At 67.5% G+C, this 14,927-nt stretch carries 14 protein-coding genes and 3 pseudogenes; 5 read left to right on the forward strand and 12 right to left on the reverse strand.

Annotated elements, in window-relative coordinates:
- Positions 1-12: 12 nt before the first annotated feature.
- The 3 genes and pseudogenes from ADBZ5N_RS11595 to ADBZ5N_RS11605 form a co-directional block, all read right to left on the reverse strand.
- Positions 13-105: pseudogene (locus ADBZ5N_RS11595) on the reverse strand (hypothetical protein); the annotation flags it as partial.
- A gap of 184 nt (positions 106-289) precedes the next feature.
- Positions 290-1,327, reverse strand: coding sequence for an aspartate-semialdehyde dehydrogenase (locus tag ADBZ5N_RS11600; RefSeq protein ID WP_526257633.1), 1,038 nt, complete (start codon positions 1,325-1,327; stop codon positions 290-292).
- Positions 1,327-2,592 carry an aspartate kinase gene (locus ADBZ5N_RS11605; protein WP_526257634.1) on the reverse strand — a complete coding sequence of 422 codons (1,266 nt, stop codon included), beginning with the start codon at positions 2,590-2,592 and terminating at the stop codon, positions 1,327-1,329. The genes ADBZ5N_RS11600 and ADBZ5N_RS11605 overlap by 1 nt, the downstream gene beginning before the upstream one ends.
- 81 nt (positions 2,593-2,673) lie before the next feature.
- Here ADBZ5N_RS11605 and ADBZ5N_RS11610 point away from each other — a divergent pair, with 81 nt between their 5' ends.
- Complete coding sequence (locus ADBZ5N_RS11610; protein WP_526257635.1) at positions 2,674-3,273, forward strand: nitroreductase family protein; 600 nt, start codon at positions 2,674-2,676, stop codon at positions 3,271-3,273.
- Between the two features lie 22 nt (positions 3,274-3,295).
- On the opposite strand, the gene ADBZ5N_RS11615 is transcribed toward ADBZ5N_RS11610, so the two are convergent.
- The gene (locus ADBZ5N_RS11615) at positions 3,296-3,652 is read right to left on the reverse strand and encodes a hypothetical protein (RefSeq protein WP_526257636.1); all 357 of its coding nucleotides are present in this window, start codon (positions 3,650-3,652) and stop codon (positions 3,296-3,298) included.
- A gap of 163 nt (positions 3,653-3,815) precedes the next feature.
- Between ADBZ5N_RS11615 and leuA the strand changes: the two genes are divergently transcribed.
- Positions 3,816-5,633 carry a 2-isopropylmalate synthase gene (gene leuA, locus ADBZ5N_RS11620; RefSeq protein WP_526257637.1) on the forward strand — a complete coding sequence of 606 codons (1,818 nt, stop codon included), beginning with the start codon at positions 3,816-3,818 and terminating at the stop codon, positions 5,631-5,633.
- Here the strand turns inward: leuA and ADBZ5N_RS11625 are convergent.
- Together ADBZ5N_RS11625 and ADBZ5N_RS11630 are read right to left on the reverse strand one after the other, a co-directional pair.
- Positions 5,605-6,855, reverse strand: coding sequence for a bifunctional alpha/beta hydrolase/OsmC family protein (locus tag ADBZ5N_RS11625; protein ID WP_526257638.1), 1,251 nt, complete (start codon positions 6,853-6,855; stop codon positions 5,605-5,607). The genes leuA and ADBZ5N_RS11625 overlap by 29 nt on opposite strands.
- 24 nt (positions 6,856-6,879) lie before the next feature.
- On the reverse strand, positions 6,880-7,869 hold the full coding sequence (locus tag ADBZ5N_RS11630) for a DEDDh family exonuclease (RefSeq protein ID WP_526257639.1): 990 nt from the start codon (positions 7,867-7,869) through the stop codon (positions 6,880-6,882).
- Between the two features lie 117 nt (positions 7,870-7,986).
- Here ADBZ5N_RS11630 and ADBZ5N_RS11635 point away from each other — a divergent pair.
- Positions 7,987-9,210 (forward strand): annotated as a pseudogene (locus ADBZ5N_RS11635) (MurT ligase domain-containing protein); the annotation flags it as partial.
- 79 nt (positions 9,211-9,289) lie between these two features.
- The gene (locus tag ADBZ5N_RS11640; RefSeq protein WP_526257645.1) at positions 9,290-9,991 is read left to right on the forward strand and encodes a type 1 glutamine amidotransferase; all 702 of its coding nucleotides are present in this window, start codon (positions 9,290-9,292) and stop codon (positions 9,989-9,991) included.
- 16 nt (positions 9,992-10,007) lie between these two features.
- On the opposite strand, the gene ADBZ5N_RS11645 is transcribed toward ADBZ5N_RS11640, so the two are convergent.
- From ADBZ5N_RS11645 to ADBZ5N_RS11655, 3 genes are all read right to left on the reverse strand, one after another.
- Positions 10,008-10,892 carry a type IV toxin-antitoxin system AbiEi family antitoxin gene (locus ADBZ5N_RS11645; RefSeq protein WP_526257640.1) on the reverse strand — a complete coding sequence of 295 codons (885 nt, stop codon included), beginning with the start codon at positions 10,890-10,892 and terminating at the stop codon, positions 10,008-10,010.
- Positions 10,893-11,023: 131 nt separating this feature from the next.
- Positions 11,024-11,635, reverse strand: coding sequence for a recombination mediator RecR (gene recR / locus ADBZ5N_RS11650; RefSeq protein ID WP_526257641.1), 612 nt, complete (start codon positions 11,633-11,635; stop codon positions 11,024-11,026).
- Between the two features lies 1 nt (position 11,636).
- On the reverse strand, positions 11,637-12,047 hold the full coding sequence (locus ADBZ5N_RS11655; RefSeq protein WP_526257642.1) for a YbaB/EbfC family nucleoid-associated protein: 411 nt from the start codon (positions 12,045-12,047) through the stop codon (positions 11,637-11,639).
- Positions 12,048-12,165: 118 nt separating this feature from the next.
- Between ADBZ5N_RS11655 and ADBZ5N_RS11660 the strand changes: the two genes are divergently transcribed.
- Positions 12,166-12,912: an Rv3717 family N-acetylmuramoyl-L-alanine amidase gene (locus ADBZ5N_RS11660; RefSeq protein WP_526257646.1), complete on the forward strand. Its 747-nt coding sequence runs from the start codon at positions 12,166-12,168 to the stop codon at positions 12,910-12,912.
- 12 nt (positions 12,913-12,924) lie between these two features.
- Here the strand turns inward: ADBZ5N_RS11660 and ADBZ5N_RS11665 are convergent, their stop codons facing one another.
- From ADBZ5N_RS11665 to ADBZ5N_RS11675, 3 genes and pseudogenes are all read right to left on the reverse strand, one after another.
- On the reverse strand, positions 12,925-13,362 hold the full coding sequence (locus ADBZ5N_RS11665; protein WP_526257643.1) for an SRPBCC family protein: 438 nt from the start codon (positions 13,360-13,362) through the stop codon (positions 12,925-12,927).
- A 39-nt stretch (positions 13,363-13,401) separates the two neighbouring features.
- Positions 13,402-14,331, reverse strand: coding sequence for a dienelactone hydrolase family protein (locus ADBZ5N_RS11670; protein ID WP_526257644.1), 930 nt, complete (start codon positions 14,329-14,331; stop codon positions 13,402-13,404).
- A 19-nt stretch (positions 14,332-14,350) separates the two neighbouring features.
- A pseudogene (locus ADBZ5N_RS11675) lies at positions 14,351-14,927 on the reverse strand (DNA polymerase III subunit gamma/tau); the annotation flags it as partial.

The following is a 14,927-nucleotide window of genomic DNA, read 5'->3' on the forward strand; positions in this document are numbered from 1 at the left end:
GCCCAGGTTTCAGGTGGTGGGTTTCGGCAGCCCTGCGCGGATCAGCAGCAGTCGCAGCCAGGTCTCCTTCGGGGATTCAGCGCCGGGGTCGACCAGGCTGAGGGCTCGGCTCAGCTGATGCAGCCCCCGCGACGTCATCGTCAACCCACTTCGCTCCGTGCAAGGGCGAACGCATCCAGACGGCGTCGCCGAAAACGCGATCTGGAGTTTTCGTCGATCCACAGCCGAACGAGACTGAAACCTTGGCGGAGAGTAGCCGGGGAACACCTCCCAGGTTTCAGCCTTGCGGCTACAGCGCGGCCAGTAACTCGGCGATCTGAATGGTGTTGAGCGCCGCGCCCTTCCGCAGGTTGTCTCCGGAGATGAACAGCGCCAGGCCCCGGCCTTCCGGCACGCCCGGGTCCTGACGGATCCGGCCGACGAGGGAGTCGTCGGCGCCGGCGGCGGCCAGCGGGGTGGGCACCTCGACCAGCGTGACGCCCGGCGCGTCCGCCAGCAATTCCCTGGCCCGCTGCACCGACAGCGGGCGGGCGAACTCGGCGTTGATCGACAGCGAGTGGCCGGTGAAGACGGGCACCCGCACGCACGTGCCGCTGACCGCGAGGTCGGGGATGCCGAGGATCTTGCGGCTCTCGTTGCGCAGTTTCTGGTCCTCGTCGGTCTCTCCGGAGCCGTCGTCGACCAGCGACCCGGCCAGCGGGATGACGTTGAACGCGATCGGGGCGACGTACTTGCTGGGCGCCGGGTAGTCCAGCGCGCCGCCATCGTGGACGAGTTTTTCCGCACCGTCCATGACCGCCCGGGCCTGGGTGGCGAGTTCTTCCACCCCGGCGACCCCGCTGCCGGACACCGCCTGATAGGTGGAGGCGATCATCCGCACCAGACCCGCCTCTTCGTGCAGCGGTTTGAGCACCGGCATGGCTGCCATGGTGGTGCAGTTCGGGTTGGCGATGATGCCCTTCTTCAGGGTCGTCCCGCGCACGTCGCGGTCGAAGTTGACCTCGCTGACCACCAGGGGAACATCGGGGTCCTTGCGCCAGGCAGACGAATTGTCGATCACGGTGGCTCCGGCGGCGGCGAAGCGCGGTGCCTGCACCCGCGACAGGGTGGCCCCGGCGGAGAACAGCGCGATGTCCAGACCGGTAGGGTCGGCGGTCTCGGCGTCCTCAACCTCGATCTCCTGGCCGCGGAATCTCAGCTTCTTTCCCGCCGAGCGCGTCGAGGCGAAAAATCGCACGCTGGTGGCGGGAAAGTCGCGTTCCTCCAACAGTTTTCGCATGACGACACCAACCTGGCCGGTGGCGCCGACTACGCCGATGCTGGCCATTACCGGCCCGTCCCGGCATAGACCACGGCCTCTTCCTCGCCGCCCAGTTGGAACGCCTCGTGCAGCGCAGCCACCGCCTTGTCCAGTTCAGAGTCCTTGATCAGCACAGAGATTCGGATTTCCGAGGTGGAAATCAGGTCGATGTTGATCCCCACCCTGGCCAGCGCTTCGCAGAACGTGGCGGTGACGCCGGGGTGGCTGCGCATCCCGGCACCCACCAGGGAAACCTTGCCGATGTGGTCGTCGTAGAGCACGCTGGTGAAGCCGATGTCGTCCTGCAGCGAGGTCAGCTTCTCCACCGCCGTCGGGGCGGAGTCGCGGGAGCAGGTGAAGGTGATGTCGGTCTTGCCGTCCTCCACCTTGGAGATGTTCTGCAGCACCATGTCGATGTTGACGTCGGCATCGGCGACGGCGCGAAAAACCTTGGCGGCATAGCCCGGAACGTCGGGCACACCGACGACGGTGACCTTGGCCTCGCTGCGGTCGTGGGCAACTCCGGTCAGGATGGCGTCTTCCATGGGGGTGTCCTCGATAGATCCGGTGACGATGGTGCCGGGCTTGTCGGAGTACGACGACCGGACGTGAATGGGAACGTGGTAACGCCGCGCGTACTCCACGCAACGCAGCATCAGCACCTTGGCGCCGCAGGCCGCCATCTCGAGCATCTCCTCGAAGGACACGGTGTCCAGGCGCCGCGCGTTGGGCACGATGCGCGGGTCAGCGGTGAAGACACCGTCAACGTCGGTGTAGATCTCGCAGACATCGGCGTGCAGTGCGGCGGCCAACGCGACGGCGGTGGTGTCCGAGCCGCCGCGGCCCAGCGTCGTGACGTCCTTGCTGTCCTGGCTGACACCCTGGAAGCCGGCGACCAGCACGATCTGATCCTCATCCAGGGCTGAGCGCAACCGCCCGGGCGTGACGTCGATGATCTTGGCGTTGCCATGCGTCCCGGTGGTGATGACGCCGGCCTGCGACCCGGTGAACGAACGCGCCTGGGCGCCGAGGGACTCAATGGCCATGGCCACCAGCGCATTGGAGATCCGCTCCCCGGCTGTGAGCAACATGTCCAGTTCACGCGGTGGCGGGGCCGGACACACCTGGCGTGCGAGGTCGAGTAGGTCGTCGGTGGTGTCGCCCATCGCCGAGACCACCACGACGACGTCGTTGCCCTGCTTTTTGGTCTCCACGATGCGCTCGGCGACCCGGCGGATGCGCTCGGCGTCAGCCACCGAGGATCCGCCGTACTTCTGCACGACGAGCGCCACTGTCGTCCCTCTCCGGGGGTTGGGTTGTCATTAAGGATAAGCGGGCTATTGCCGGGGAGATCGCCGGGTAATCTCACAGCGATGCCTGACCAGCCTGCCGATCGGCTCGCCCAGACCAGCGTTCCCATCCACCCGCCGATAGCGCAGCGGTGGAGCCCGCGCGCGTTCGATCCAGCGGCGGTGGTGACTGCCCAGCAGGCGACCGCCCTACTGGAGGCCGCCCGCTGGGCCGCCACCTGGGGACGGCGGCAGCCCGTCCGGTTCCTGGTCGGCCTCCGCGGCGACAGCACGTATGCGACCCTGGCCGAGCTACTCAGCCGGGGCAACGCCTACGCCAAAGCCGCGGGCGCGTTGATCCTGGTGTGCGCCGACGAGGGCGAGGACTCCGACACCGCGTTGTACAGCGCCGTCGACGCCGGTGCGGCGGAGGCCAGTCTGATCATCGAGGCTGTCGCACGCGGCCTGATCACCCACCCCATGGCCGGTTTCGACGTCAACGGCGCCCGCGCCGCTTTCGGCATTCCCGATCTGGTCCGGCCGCTGATGGTGATCGCCGTCGGCTCCCTGGCCGACTACGACGGGGTGGATCCGGAGATCGCCGAGCGCGACGCGGCGCCGAGGAGTCGTAAACCGCTCGAAGAGGTCGCCTTCAGCGGCCGCTGGGACCAGCCCTGGCGGTAGCTGCTGCTTACCGGCCAGAGGTTTAGACCACCCCGGCTGAATTCAACACCGACGTCGCCAGCAGGAACCCGATCCCGAACGTCAGCGCCACCAGCGCAACCGCTACCACCGGCCAGATCCACATGGCGGTTCCCCGGCGGGCGGCGCGCACCACACCGGCCACCGCAACCACCGCCGCCAGCGCCACCCCACCCCAGGTCACGACGTAAGCCCAGGTGAGCCGGTCGAGGTTGCAGTTGTCAGCGCCGCAGGCGTCGGTGGCCATCACGAAGAACGGAGACAGCATCACCGAACCCGCCCCGGCGAGAATGGCCAGCAGCGCGGCGAACACCGTGGCGACCCGGTCCGATGCCGGCCTGGGCGGGTGATCAGGGGCCATGGCCGCGATTGTGCCTGGTGAAGCAACGGGCGTACAGTGATAGCCGTGCAGCGGGTGCTCCTTCTCGGACGCCGCGACGGGGTCTGATCCAGACCGGCTTCCCGTCGCGGGTGGTCGCGATGCGCCGGTCTGAAGTCCCCCTTCAACCTCCCGGAGCGAAATCGTGAACACCCAAAACGTTGATTCGGTCGACGCCTACGTATCGGCTCGCACCATCAAGACGCCGGCCGGGCCGGCCCGGGAGGGCCAGCCGGGGTGGAACACCCAACGCGGCAGCGCGATGCCGGTGGACCGCTACCGACCGTTCTCTGCCGAAGTCGAGCACATCACCCTGCCCGACCGGACCTGGCCGGACACCGTGATCACCCACGCCCCGATGTGGTGTGCGGTGGACCTGCGCGACGGGAACCAGGCTCTGATCGACCCGATGAGCCCGGCACGCAAGCGGCGGATGTTCGAGTTGCTCGTGCGGATGGGCTACAAGGAGATCGAGGTCGGCTTCCCCTCAGCCAGCCAGACCGACTTCGACTTCGTCCGTGAGATCGTCGAGCAGGGCGCGATCCCCGATGACGTCACCATCCAAGTGCTGACCCAGTGCCGACCGGAACTGATCGAACGCACCTTCCAGGCCTGCCACGGCGCGCCGAACGTGATCGTGCACTTCTATAACTCCACCTCGATCCTGCAACGCCGGGTGGTGTTCCGGGCCGGCCGCGAAGAGGTCAAGCAGATCGCCACCGACGGTGCTCGAAAGTGCTTGGAGGAACAGGCTAAACACCCCGGGACCCGGTGGCGTTATGAGTACTCCCCGGAGTCCTACACCGGCACCGAACTGGCTTACGCGGTGGATGTCTGCGATGCCGTCGCCGACGTCATCAACCCCACCCCGGAATGGCCGTTGATCGTCAACCTCCCGGCCACCGTGGAGATGACCACCCCCAACGTCTACGCCGACTCCATTGAGTGGATGAGCCGCAACCTGGCCCGTCGCGACTCGATCATTCTCTCGCTGCATCCGCATAACGACCGCGGAACTGCCGTTGCCGCAGCCGAATTGGGATATCAGGCCGGCGCCGACCGGATCGAGGGCTGTCTGTTCGGCAACGGTGAGCGCACCGGCAACGTGTGCCTGGTGACATTGGGTCTGAACCTGTTCTCCCGCGGTGTGGATCCGCAGATCGACTTCTCCAACATCGACGAGATCCGTCGCACCGTGGAGCACTGCAACCAGTTGCCGGTCCACGAACGCCACCCCTACGGCGGCGATCTGGTCTACACCGCGTTCTCCGGCAGCCACCAGGACGCCATCAACAAGGGCCTGGACGCCATGAAGATCTCCGCCGACCAGGAGGACCGAGACGAGGCTGACCTTGTGTGGCAGGTGCCGTATCTGCCGATCGACCCCAAGGATGTGGGCCGCACCTACGAGGCGGTGATCCGGGTCAACTCGCAATCCGGCAAGGGCGGGGTGGCCTACATCATGAAAGCCGACCACGGCCTGGTGCTGCCACGTCGGCTGCAGATCGAGTTCAGTCAGGTCATCCAGAAGATCACCGACGGTGAGGGTGGCGAAGTGTCGTCCAAGGAGATGTGGGATTCCTTCGCCGACGAGTACCTGGCGCCGGTTCGGCCCTTAGAGCGTATCCGGCAGCGGGTGATCGGCTCGGAGGTCGACGGCGGCACCGACGTCATCGAGGCCACGGTGAAACTCGACGGCGTGGAGACCGAGATCCGCGGCGAGGGCAACGGCCCGCTGGCGGCGTTCGTCGACGCGCTGGGCGGGGTGGGCATCGACGTGCACGTACTGGACTACTCCGAGCACGCCATGTCAGCCGGCGAGGAGGCCGCCGCCGCCGCCTATGTCGAGGCGTCGGTGGATGGTCAAACGGTGTGGGGTGTCGGCATCGCTACGTCGATCACGACGGCGTCACTGCGGGCGGTGGTGTCCGCGGTCAACCGGGCGGCGCGGTTGAACCGCTGAGCGGATCGGCCAGGACCGTGCGGACGTCCACCTCGGAGGTCAGCGTGCGGTGCACCGGGCACTTGTCGGCGATCTCCAGCAGGCGGGCCCGCGTGGTCTCGTCGAGGTCTCCGTCGAGGGTGATGGTGCGGTCGATGCGGTCTACCTGCCCCTGAGTCGTTTCGCAGTTCGCGCAATCGGTCGCGTGGATTTTGGCGTGCTGCAGCAGCACCGAAACATGTTCCAGGGGAATCTTTTTACGCTCGGCGTACATCCGTAGTGTCATTGATGTGCAGGCGCCGAGCGCGGCTAGCAGCAGGTCATACGGTGACGGCCCGCTGTCGTCGCCGCCGACGTCGACCGGTTCGTCGGCGACGAGTCGATGTTCGCCCATGGTGACCGATTGCTGGAACTTGCCCTGTCCGGCCTCGCTGACCACCACCGTGCCGGGGGCCTGCTCATCGGACGGCAGGTCCTGCGGCGCTGGGAGGTAACGCTGGCTCCACGCCGCGATGACGTCGCCTGCGTAACGGGCGTCGGTGCGGCGAGCCAGCAGATGATCGGCCTCATCGAGGGCGATGAAGCTTTTCGGGTGCCGGGCGGCGCCGAAGATGGCAGTCGCGTTGTCGATCGAGACCACCTGATCCGTCGGCGCATGCAGGATCAGGAGGGCCTTGCGCATGCTGGCCACCCGGTCCAGCAGGCGCTGCTCGGCCACATCGTCGAGGAAGTCGCGGCGGATCCGGAATTCCCGCCCACCGATGCTGACCGCGCCCTCGCCGCGTTCCCGGATCACCGCGATCTGGTTGGCGAACAGGTTGGTGACATGGCTGGGGTCCGACGGGGCACCGATGGTCGCCACTGCTCGCGTCTCGGGGATACGGGCGGCCGCTGCCAGCACCGCGGCGCCGCCGAGGCTGTGCCCGATCAGCAGGGTCGGCGCCTGCCGAGTGATGCGCAGATGGTCCGCGGCGGCGATGAGATCGCCGACGTTGGAGGAGAAGTCGGTATTGGCGAACTCGCCTTCACTGGAACCCAGTCCGGTGAAGTCGAATCGCAGAACAGCGATGCCGCGGGCAGCCAGCGAGTCGGAAATCCACCGGGCCGCGCGGCTTTCCTTACTGCAGGTAAAGCAGTGCGCGAACAGCGCATAGTTGGTCGGCACCACCCCGGACGGCTGCTGGAGCAGGGCGGTCAACGTATGCCCCTGGCCGTTGGGAAAATCGAACCGTTCGGCCTTCATCGGCGCCTCCTGGGATGTGCGACGTCAGAACAGCGCGAACTGCTGGCCCTGGTCGACCGACTGCACGAACTCGTCGATCCCGGTGCCGCAGGCAACCGCGCCCACGCTGTGCATGAACTGCTCGTCGGAGACCATCGGCACGCCCAGTTCCCGGGCTTGAAAACCCTTGCCCTGCTCGACATCCGGTTCGTTGCAGATCAACAGCGATGTCTGCGGGTCGACAGCCTCGGCGTAGGCCAGACCGGCGTGCAGGATGCGCTCCACGAGTTCTTCGTGGGTGCGCGCGACCTCCGCCGAGAGTGCCACCCGCATGCCCTGAACGAGCGGTCCACCGCGCTGATAGCGGCCGGGGTTGAGATAGGGACAGGGCATCCGGGACGCCAGCATCTTCAGCGGCCGCAGTTGCTCGTGGGTGACGGTGCCGTTGGGCCACCTCCGGCGGCTCACCGGCCGGATCGGCACCCACACGTCACGCTCACGGGCCCGTTGCAGCGCGGGGGCGAGTACGCGCGACAAGACCAGGGCATCGTCGAACGCGTCGTGGGCCTTGGTTTGGGGGATATCCCAATGCCGCGCAAGGGTTTCCAGCCGCAGATTGTCCAGACCGAGATCCAGCCGCCTGGTCAGTTCCACCGTGCACATGACGTTGTCCACCGGCAATGCGGTACCGGCCAATTCAGCCTCGGCGACCAGAAAGGAGTAGTCGAAGGGTGCGTTGTGCGCGACCAGGGTGCGTCCATGCATCAGTTCGGCGATATCGGAGGCGATATCGGCGAACCTCGGCTGATCTTCGAGCATCTCCGCGGTCAGGCCATGGACGTGGGTGGGTCCCGGGTCGACGCCGGGGTTGAGCAAGCTGACCACGGAGTTCTCCACCCGGCCGTGGGCGTCGAGGGCCAAGGCGGCGATGCTGAGCACCCGCGCGTGGCCCGGCCGGAAACCGGATGTCTCGACGTCGACGACGACCCAGCCGTCAGCGGCCTGGATTGCCGGCCTGCCCCAGGTATGGCTCACAGACCTCAGAATGGCATGCGCCCCCGACAGCCCGGGGGACTTCGGGTTCGTGTCGGCATACACTCACCAGCGATGTCGCCGATAGAGCCTGAATTGCCGCTTCGCCGCGGACCGACCATGAAACTGCGCGGACGTTGCGCGCTGGCGCTCGGATCGGCCGCGCGGTGGGCTTCCCGGGTCACCGGCCGCGGCGCCGGCGCGATGATCGGCGGCCTGGTCGCGATGAAATTGGATCCCACCGTCCTGCAACAGCTCGGGGCGGGCCGGCGGACTGCGATCGTCACCGGCACCAATGGCAAGTCAACCACTACCAGGATGGTGGCCGCGGCGCTGCGCACCCTGGGACGGGTCGCAACCAACGGTGAGGGCGCCAATATGGACGCCGGCCTGATCGCCGCCCTGGCCGCCGACCGGGACGCCACGCTGGCCGCCCTCGAAGTGGATGAGATGCACGTTCCGCATGTGGCTGATGCGGTGCACCCCGCGGTGATCGTGCTGTTGAACCTCTCCCGCGACCAACTCGACCGGGTCGGTGAGATCAACCACATCGAACGGACCCTGCGGTCCGGATTGGCGCGGCATCCGGATGCGGTGGTCGTCGCCAATTGCGATGACGTGTTGATCACTTCGGCGGCCTATGACTGCCCACGCGTGGTGTGGGTCGCCGCCGGGGGAAGCTGGGCGAACGACTCGGTGAGTTGTCCGCGCAGCGGGGAGGTCATCGTCCGCGAACATGACAACTGGTACTCCACCGGTGCGGACTTTAAACGCCCCACACCGCAGTGGTGGGTCGACGACGAAAGGATTTACGGGCCAGAGGGGTTCGTCGCCCCAATGACGCTTTCGCTGCCAGGTGCGGTAAACCGCTGCAACGCCGCCCAGGCGGTCGCCGCAACCGTCGCGATGGGCGCAGATCCGGTCGCTGCGGTAGCCGCGGTATGTGATGTCGACGAAGTGGCCGGGCGGTACCGCACCGTCCGGATCGGCGACCACACCGCGCGGTTACTGCTGGCCAAGAATCCCGCCGGCTGGCAGGAAGCGCTGTCGATGGTCGACAAAACTGCTGCAGGGGTGGTGATTTCGGTCAACGGACAGGTGCCCGACGGTGAGGACCTGTCCTGGCTGTGGGACGTCCGCTTCGAACATTTCGAAGGAATATCGGTGGTGGCCGCCGGTGAGCGGGGTACCGACCTGGCGGTGCGACTGGGTTACGCCGGTGTGGAGCATTCGCTGGTTCACGACACCGCCGCGGCCATCGAGTCCTGCCCGCCGGGACACGTCGAGGTGGTGGCCAACTACACGGCTTTTCTGCAGTTGCAGCGGGCGTTGGAGCGAGCCGGCGGGCAGGAGCGCAGCGACTCGGGGAATAGAACCGGCGGGCAGGAGCGCAGCGACTCGGGGATGAAGCGTGTCTGAGACGGTGCGAATCGGCCTGGTGCTGCCCGACGTGATGGGCACCTACGGTGACGGCGGTAATGCCGTGGTGCTGCGGCAGCGGTTGTTGCTGCGCGGAATTCCCGCTGAGATCGTGGAAATCACCCTGGCCGAACCGGTTCCGGATTCGCTGGATCTCTACACCCTCGGCGGGGCGGAGGACTACGCCCAACGGCTGGCCACCCGGCACCTGCTGCGCCACCCCGGCCTTCAGCGTGCCGCCGCGCGGGCGGCACCGGTGCTGGCCATCTGCGCTGCTATCCAGGTACTGGGCCACTGGTACGAGACCTCAGCCGGGGAACGGGTCGACGGGGTGGGATTGCTCGACGTCACCACGTCGCCGCAGCCGGAGCGCACCATCGGCGAGGTGGTGTCCACGCCGCTGATCGAGGGCCTCGCCGAGCCGCTGACCGGGTTTGAAAACCACCGCGGGGGAACGGTTCTCGGGCCGGAAGCCCGGCCGCTGGCTGCGGTGGTCAAGGGTGCGGGCAACCGGCTCGGTGACGGTATTGACGGTGCGGTGCAGGGCAGCGTGTACGCCACCTACCTGCACGGACCGTGCCTGGCCCGCAACCCCGAGCTTGCCGACCTGCTGTTGTCCCAGGTGGTCGGTTCGCTACCGCCGCTGGAACTGCCGGAGGTCGCCCAACTTCGGCGGGAGCGGCTGGCGGCGCCCCGGCGGGTATAGCCGCCCGAGATTGCACTCACGCGGACAAAGGGCGGGTACGGCTCTGCGTGAGTGCAATCTCGCCACGCCATCCGCGGGCACGTAGCGCCTCCTCGACCCGCGCAATAACCTCCTGCGGTCTGTCCTCTTTGATCACCCGGACCGCGTCCCAACCCAGTCTGGCCACCATCCTCGACCGACGCTGATCCCACACGTAACGTCGGCGGTCCGTGCGGTGCTGATCGCCGTCATACTCCGCCGCGACCTTGAACTCCTCCCAGCCCATATCGAGTACCACCATGTTTCCGCTGAAGTCCATCAGCGGGATCTGGGTGGTGGGGCGGGGAAAACCGGCATCGACAAGAAGAAGGCGGAGCCAGGTCTCGCGCGGCGAGGCCGCCCCTGCGTCGACCAGGGGTAAAGCCCGACGGAGCCGACGCACGCCCCGTAAGCCGGGGTGATCGACGGCCAGGCGCATCACGGCGTCGGCAGAAAACGGGGTGGCCCGCATCAAAGCGTCGAGACGCGCGACTGCGCGGTCGCGGGCAAGGTGGCGCCCAAGGTCGAAGGCCGTGCGGGCCGGCGTGGTGACCGGTATGCCCGCGACGTAGGTGACCTCACCAGGGCGCAGCGACTCATTCCGGACACGCACTTCCGCCGGTGGGCGGCCGCAGGCCCAGATGAGTTCGACCGGTTCGTCGGCGTCGACCCACTGGGCGCCGTGCAGGGCGGCGGCGGCGGAACCCGCCACGACGGCACGCCGGCGCGACCACAGCCACGCGGCGCGGGTGCGATCGCGCAGCGAAAGGTCAGCGCCCCGGGGTGCATAGACGTCGGGCAGTAGTCGCCTATATCGGCTCAGTTGGTGCCGGGTGAGGGCGCCGGACCGTAGGGCGTCGCTGCCGATAACAATCTCGCTCATGGGGCGCAGCATGACGCAGGTGCCCGACATCGGCGCCGAGATTGCACTCACGCAGCTGGTCTCGGGCTTCTGGCCTGAGTGAGAGCAATCTCGGCGAGGCAGACGGGGGTGACGCTGACGGCCGGGGGGGGTTAGACCATGGAGCGACGGCCGGACAGCGCACGGCCCAGCGTCAACTCGTCGGCGAACTCAAGGTCGCCACCCATCGGCAGGCCGGATGCGATCCGGCTGACCGTCAGCCCGGGGATGTCGCGCAGGATGCGCAACAGGTAGGTGGCGGTCGCCTCGCCCTCGGTATTGGGGTCGGTGGCAATGATGACCTCGGTTATGTCCACTCCGTCCACACGCTCCCCAATTCTGTTGAGCAGCTGACGAATTCGCAATTGCTCCGGGCCAATGCCAGACAGCGGGTCCAACGCACCACCGAGCACGTGATAGCGGCCGCGGAACTCCCGGGTGCGCTCGACGGCCTGGACGTCCTTGGGTTCCTCGACCACGCACACCGTTGAGCCGTCCCGGCGGGCGTCGCCGCAGATCCGGCAGCGCGCTGCGTCGGAGACGTTGCCGCACGCCTCACAGAACTGCACGCCGTCGCGCACTCGGGAGAGCACCGCGGTGAGCCGGTCGATATCCGGAGGCTCCACCGAGATCAGGTGGAAAGCGATCCGTTGCGCGCTCTTGGGCCCGATACCCGGCAGCTTGCCGAGCTCGTCGATCAAGTCCTGGACGGGGCCCTCAAACAAGTCAGGCCCCCGGCTGCTGCCCGGGCTGCTGCTGCTGGGCGGCGGCCGCCAGCGGGCCGAGGATCTCCTTGACGGTCTCCCGCATGTTCTCCGCGGCGTCGGTGAGCGCCCCAACGATGAGGTCCTGCAGAGTCTCGACGTCGTCGGGGTTGACCACCTGCGGGTCGATGTGGATCCCGAGCACCTCGCCGGTGCCGTTGAGGGTCACCTGCACCAGACCGCCGCCGGCCTGCCCACTCACCTCGGTGACCGCGATCTGCTGCTGGGCCTCCATCAGCTTGTGCTGCATCATGTGGGCCTGCACGAGCGCTGCCTGCAGTTGTTGCACTGCCTGCGCAGCCTGTGGCGGGACCTGCTGCTGCGGGACCTGCAAGCCGAAGGCTCCCAGATCGCCTGGATCACCGGGTTGCATGACGGTCTCCTTGCGTTGTGGTCTCAAGTTTGTTGCGGACTGGCGTATGTGCCGGCCGGTGACTTTCAAGCCTAGACGCAGAGGGATTAGCGTGGCGCACGTGCTGAAGTTCGCGCCCGTGCGTGTCGTCGCCGCCGCCTCCACCGGCCTGGTTCTCGCCGCGTCCTCACTGGCAGCGCCGGTGAGCCAAGCGGCCCCGGGCAGCGTCGCCGGCATGATCGTGTTCCTCGATCCCGGCCACAATGGCGCCAACGACGCCTCGATGACCCGGCAGGTCACCAACGGCCGCGGTGGCACTAAGGACTGCCAGACCACCGGCACCAGCAGCGAGAGTGGCTACCCCGAACACACCTTCGCCTGGGACACCACGCTGCGGATCCGGGCGGCCCTGACCCAACTCGGGGTGCGCACCGCGATGTCGCGCGGCAACGACGACCAGGTGGGCCCGTGCGTAGACGAGCGGGCGGCGTTGGCCAACTCGCTGCAACCAAATGCTGTGGTGTCAATTCACGGCGACGGCGGTCCGCCGACCGGACGCGGCTTCCACATCTTGTATTCCAGTCCACCGCTGAACCTGGTGCAGGCCGGACCGTCGGTGCAGTTCGCCCGCATGATGCGCGACCAACTCGCCGGCTCCGGTATCCCGCCCGCCACTTACATCGGCAACAGCGGGCTCAACCCCCGCGCCGACATCGCCGGGCTGAACCTCGCGCAATACCCGTCCATCCTGGTCGAGCTGGGCAATATGAAGAACCCGGTGGACTCCACCCTGATGGGCAGCGAGGAGGGTCGGCAGAAATATGCCGACGCCGTGGTCAAGGGGATCGTGGCGTTCTTGCAGACCCAGCCACCGCGAACCAGCTAGCGCAGGGCCGGTTTAACGCTCGACCTCTGTTTTGAGGTTGGCCAGCACCTCGGCCTGGATTTTGCGCAGTCCCAGCGGGGCGAAGGTCTTCTCGAAGAAGCCCTTGACCCCGCCGGCCCCGTTCCACGTGGTTTTGACCGTGACGGTCGAGGCGGACGCGGCCGGGGCGACGGTCCAGTTGGTCAGCAGCGAGGAGTTGGCGTCCTTCTCGATCACGGTGTGGCCGGCGACGTCGACCGAGGCCTCCACGTGCCGCGATCGCGACTTGGTGGCCTGCAGTTTCCAGGCCGCAATGGTCCCCCTGCCCTGGCCTCCCTGCAGAACGCGATACTCGCTGTATTGCGGGGACAGGATTTTCGGCCGCACCGTCGCGTAGTCGGCAATCGCGGCGAGGACCTTCGCCGGTTCGGCGTTAATCAGGATGGTGCTGGCGGCGCTGACCTGTGCCATTCAAAAGCTCCTTCTTTAGCGGATACAGGGTAAACCGGTTCAGGCCAGATAACGGGTCAGCCAGTCCTGCAGACGTTTCCATGCTTCGGCCGCGGCCGCAGGGTTGTAACGCTTACCGGTGTCGTTGAAGAAGGCGTGGTCGGCGCCGGGCTCGGTGACCAATTCGAATTTGAGCCCGGCCTTCTCCCGCGCCGACCGCGCCAGCGACTCGGAGGCGTTGACCCGGTCGTCGAGCGCCGCGTAGATCCCCAGCACCGCAGCGTTTTTCGAGTCGGCGAAGTCGGCGTCGTCCGGCGTCGGTCCGTAGAACGGCACCGCTGCGGTCAGCCTGGGCTCACCGGCGGCCAGCAATTGCCAGACCATCCCGCCACCGAAGCAGAAGCCCACCGCACCCAGTTTGCGGTCGGGGACTCGGCGGGTGAGTTCGTCGAGGCCACTGCGCAGGTCGGCGATGAACCGCTGCGGTTCGACCTTGGCCAGCGCGGCGGTGGCCTCCGCCGGATCGGAAAACGTCGCGGTGCCGCCCTCTTCGGAGAGCAGGTCAATGGCTAGCGCCGAGTAGCCGACACCCGCTAGCCGCCCGGCTACCGAACGCACCCAGTCGTTGAGGCCCTTGTTCTCGTGAATCACCAACACCGCACCGCGCGGGTTCCGCGCCGGCGCCCACGCGCCCTGCAACTGCCCTCGAGGACCGGCCCAGGTGATGGGCTCGGTGGGCAGCGCGGTGTCCATTCCCGGCGGGGAGCCCGCGGCGGGGGTCGCGTCTGCTGTGGGCACTGGACTCGCCGTGGCGGTGGTGCCGGACTGCGCCGCCGGGCGTTTCTCCCCGCATGCCGCGATGAGTGCGGAGGCGGCAGAGGCGCTGATCCCCAGCAGCGCAAGCCGTCGCAGCGCCTCACGGCGCGGTAGCAGGCCATCGACGTGATCGGTGGCGATTTCCTCGGCGATGTACCGCTGCAGTGGGGTCACCCTGCCAGTATGCGCCGGGCTAGCCGTCGATTCGGCGGGCCCCCAACTCGTTTTGGAGCAGTTCCAGCGCGACCTCCTCGGGATCACGCCGCGGTGCGGCCGCGGTGTGGTCGCGTGCTTCGGCGATCATGTCCTCTTCCTCGGCGCGCTGGTTGTCGGCCTGGTCGAGTTCGGGCTCGGGGGGCAGCGGTTCGGCGGTCGGGACCGGCGCGCCGGTCCCGACCTCGCAGCGCAGCCGCCAGTTCACCCCGAAGGCATCCTTGAGGGCATCGCGGATGACGTCGGCGTTGTGCGGTTCAGTCAGCCGCTTGGCCAGCGGCGCCGACGGATGCGCCAGCACCAGGGTGTCGCCGTCGACGGTCCGCACAATGGCGTCGGCGAGCATGGCGTAGAGGGGCTTACTGCGATTGCGGACCTTGTCGCGCACGGTGGACCACATACTGCGCACAGCCGCGGCGTCCGGTTCGCCCGGTAGTGCTGGCGGGGGGGCCGGGGCGGGAGTTGGGGCCGGTCGCTTCTCCGGTGCGCCGAGATTGACGTCAGGTTGCTGTGCACTCACTGTTTGGCTGCGTGGCTGCAATCTCGGCGGGACGGGC

This window comes from Mycobacterium sp. (assembly GCF_044370595.1).
Lineage (GTDB): Bacteria > Actinomycetota > Actinomycetes > Mycobacteriales > Mycobacteriaceae > Mycobacterium.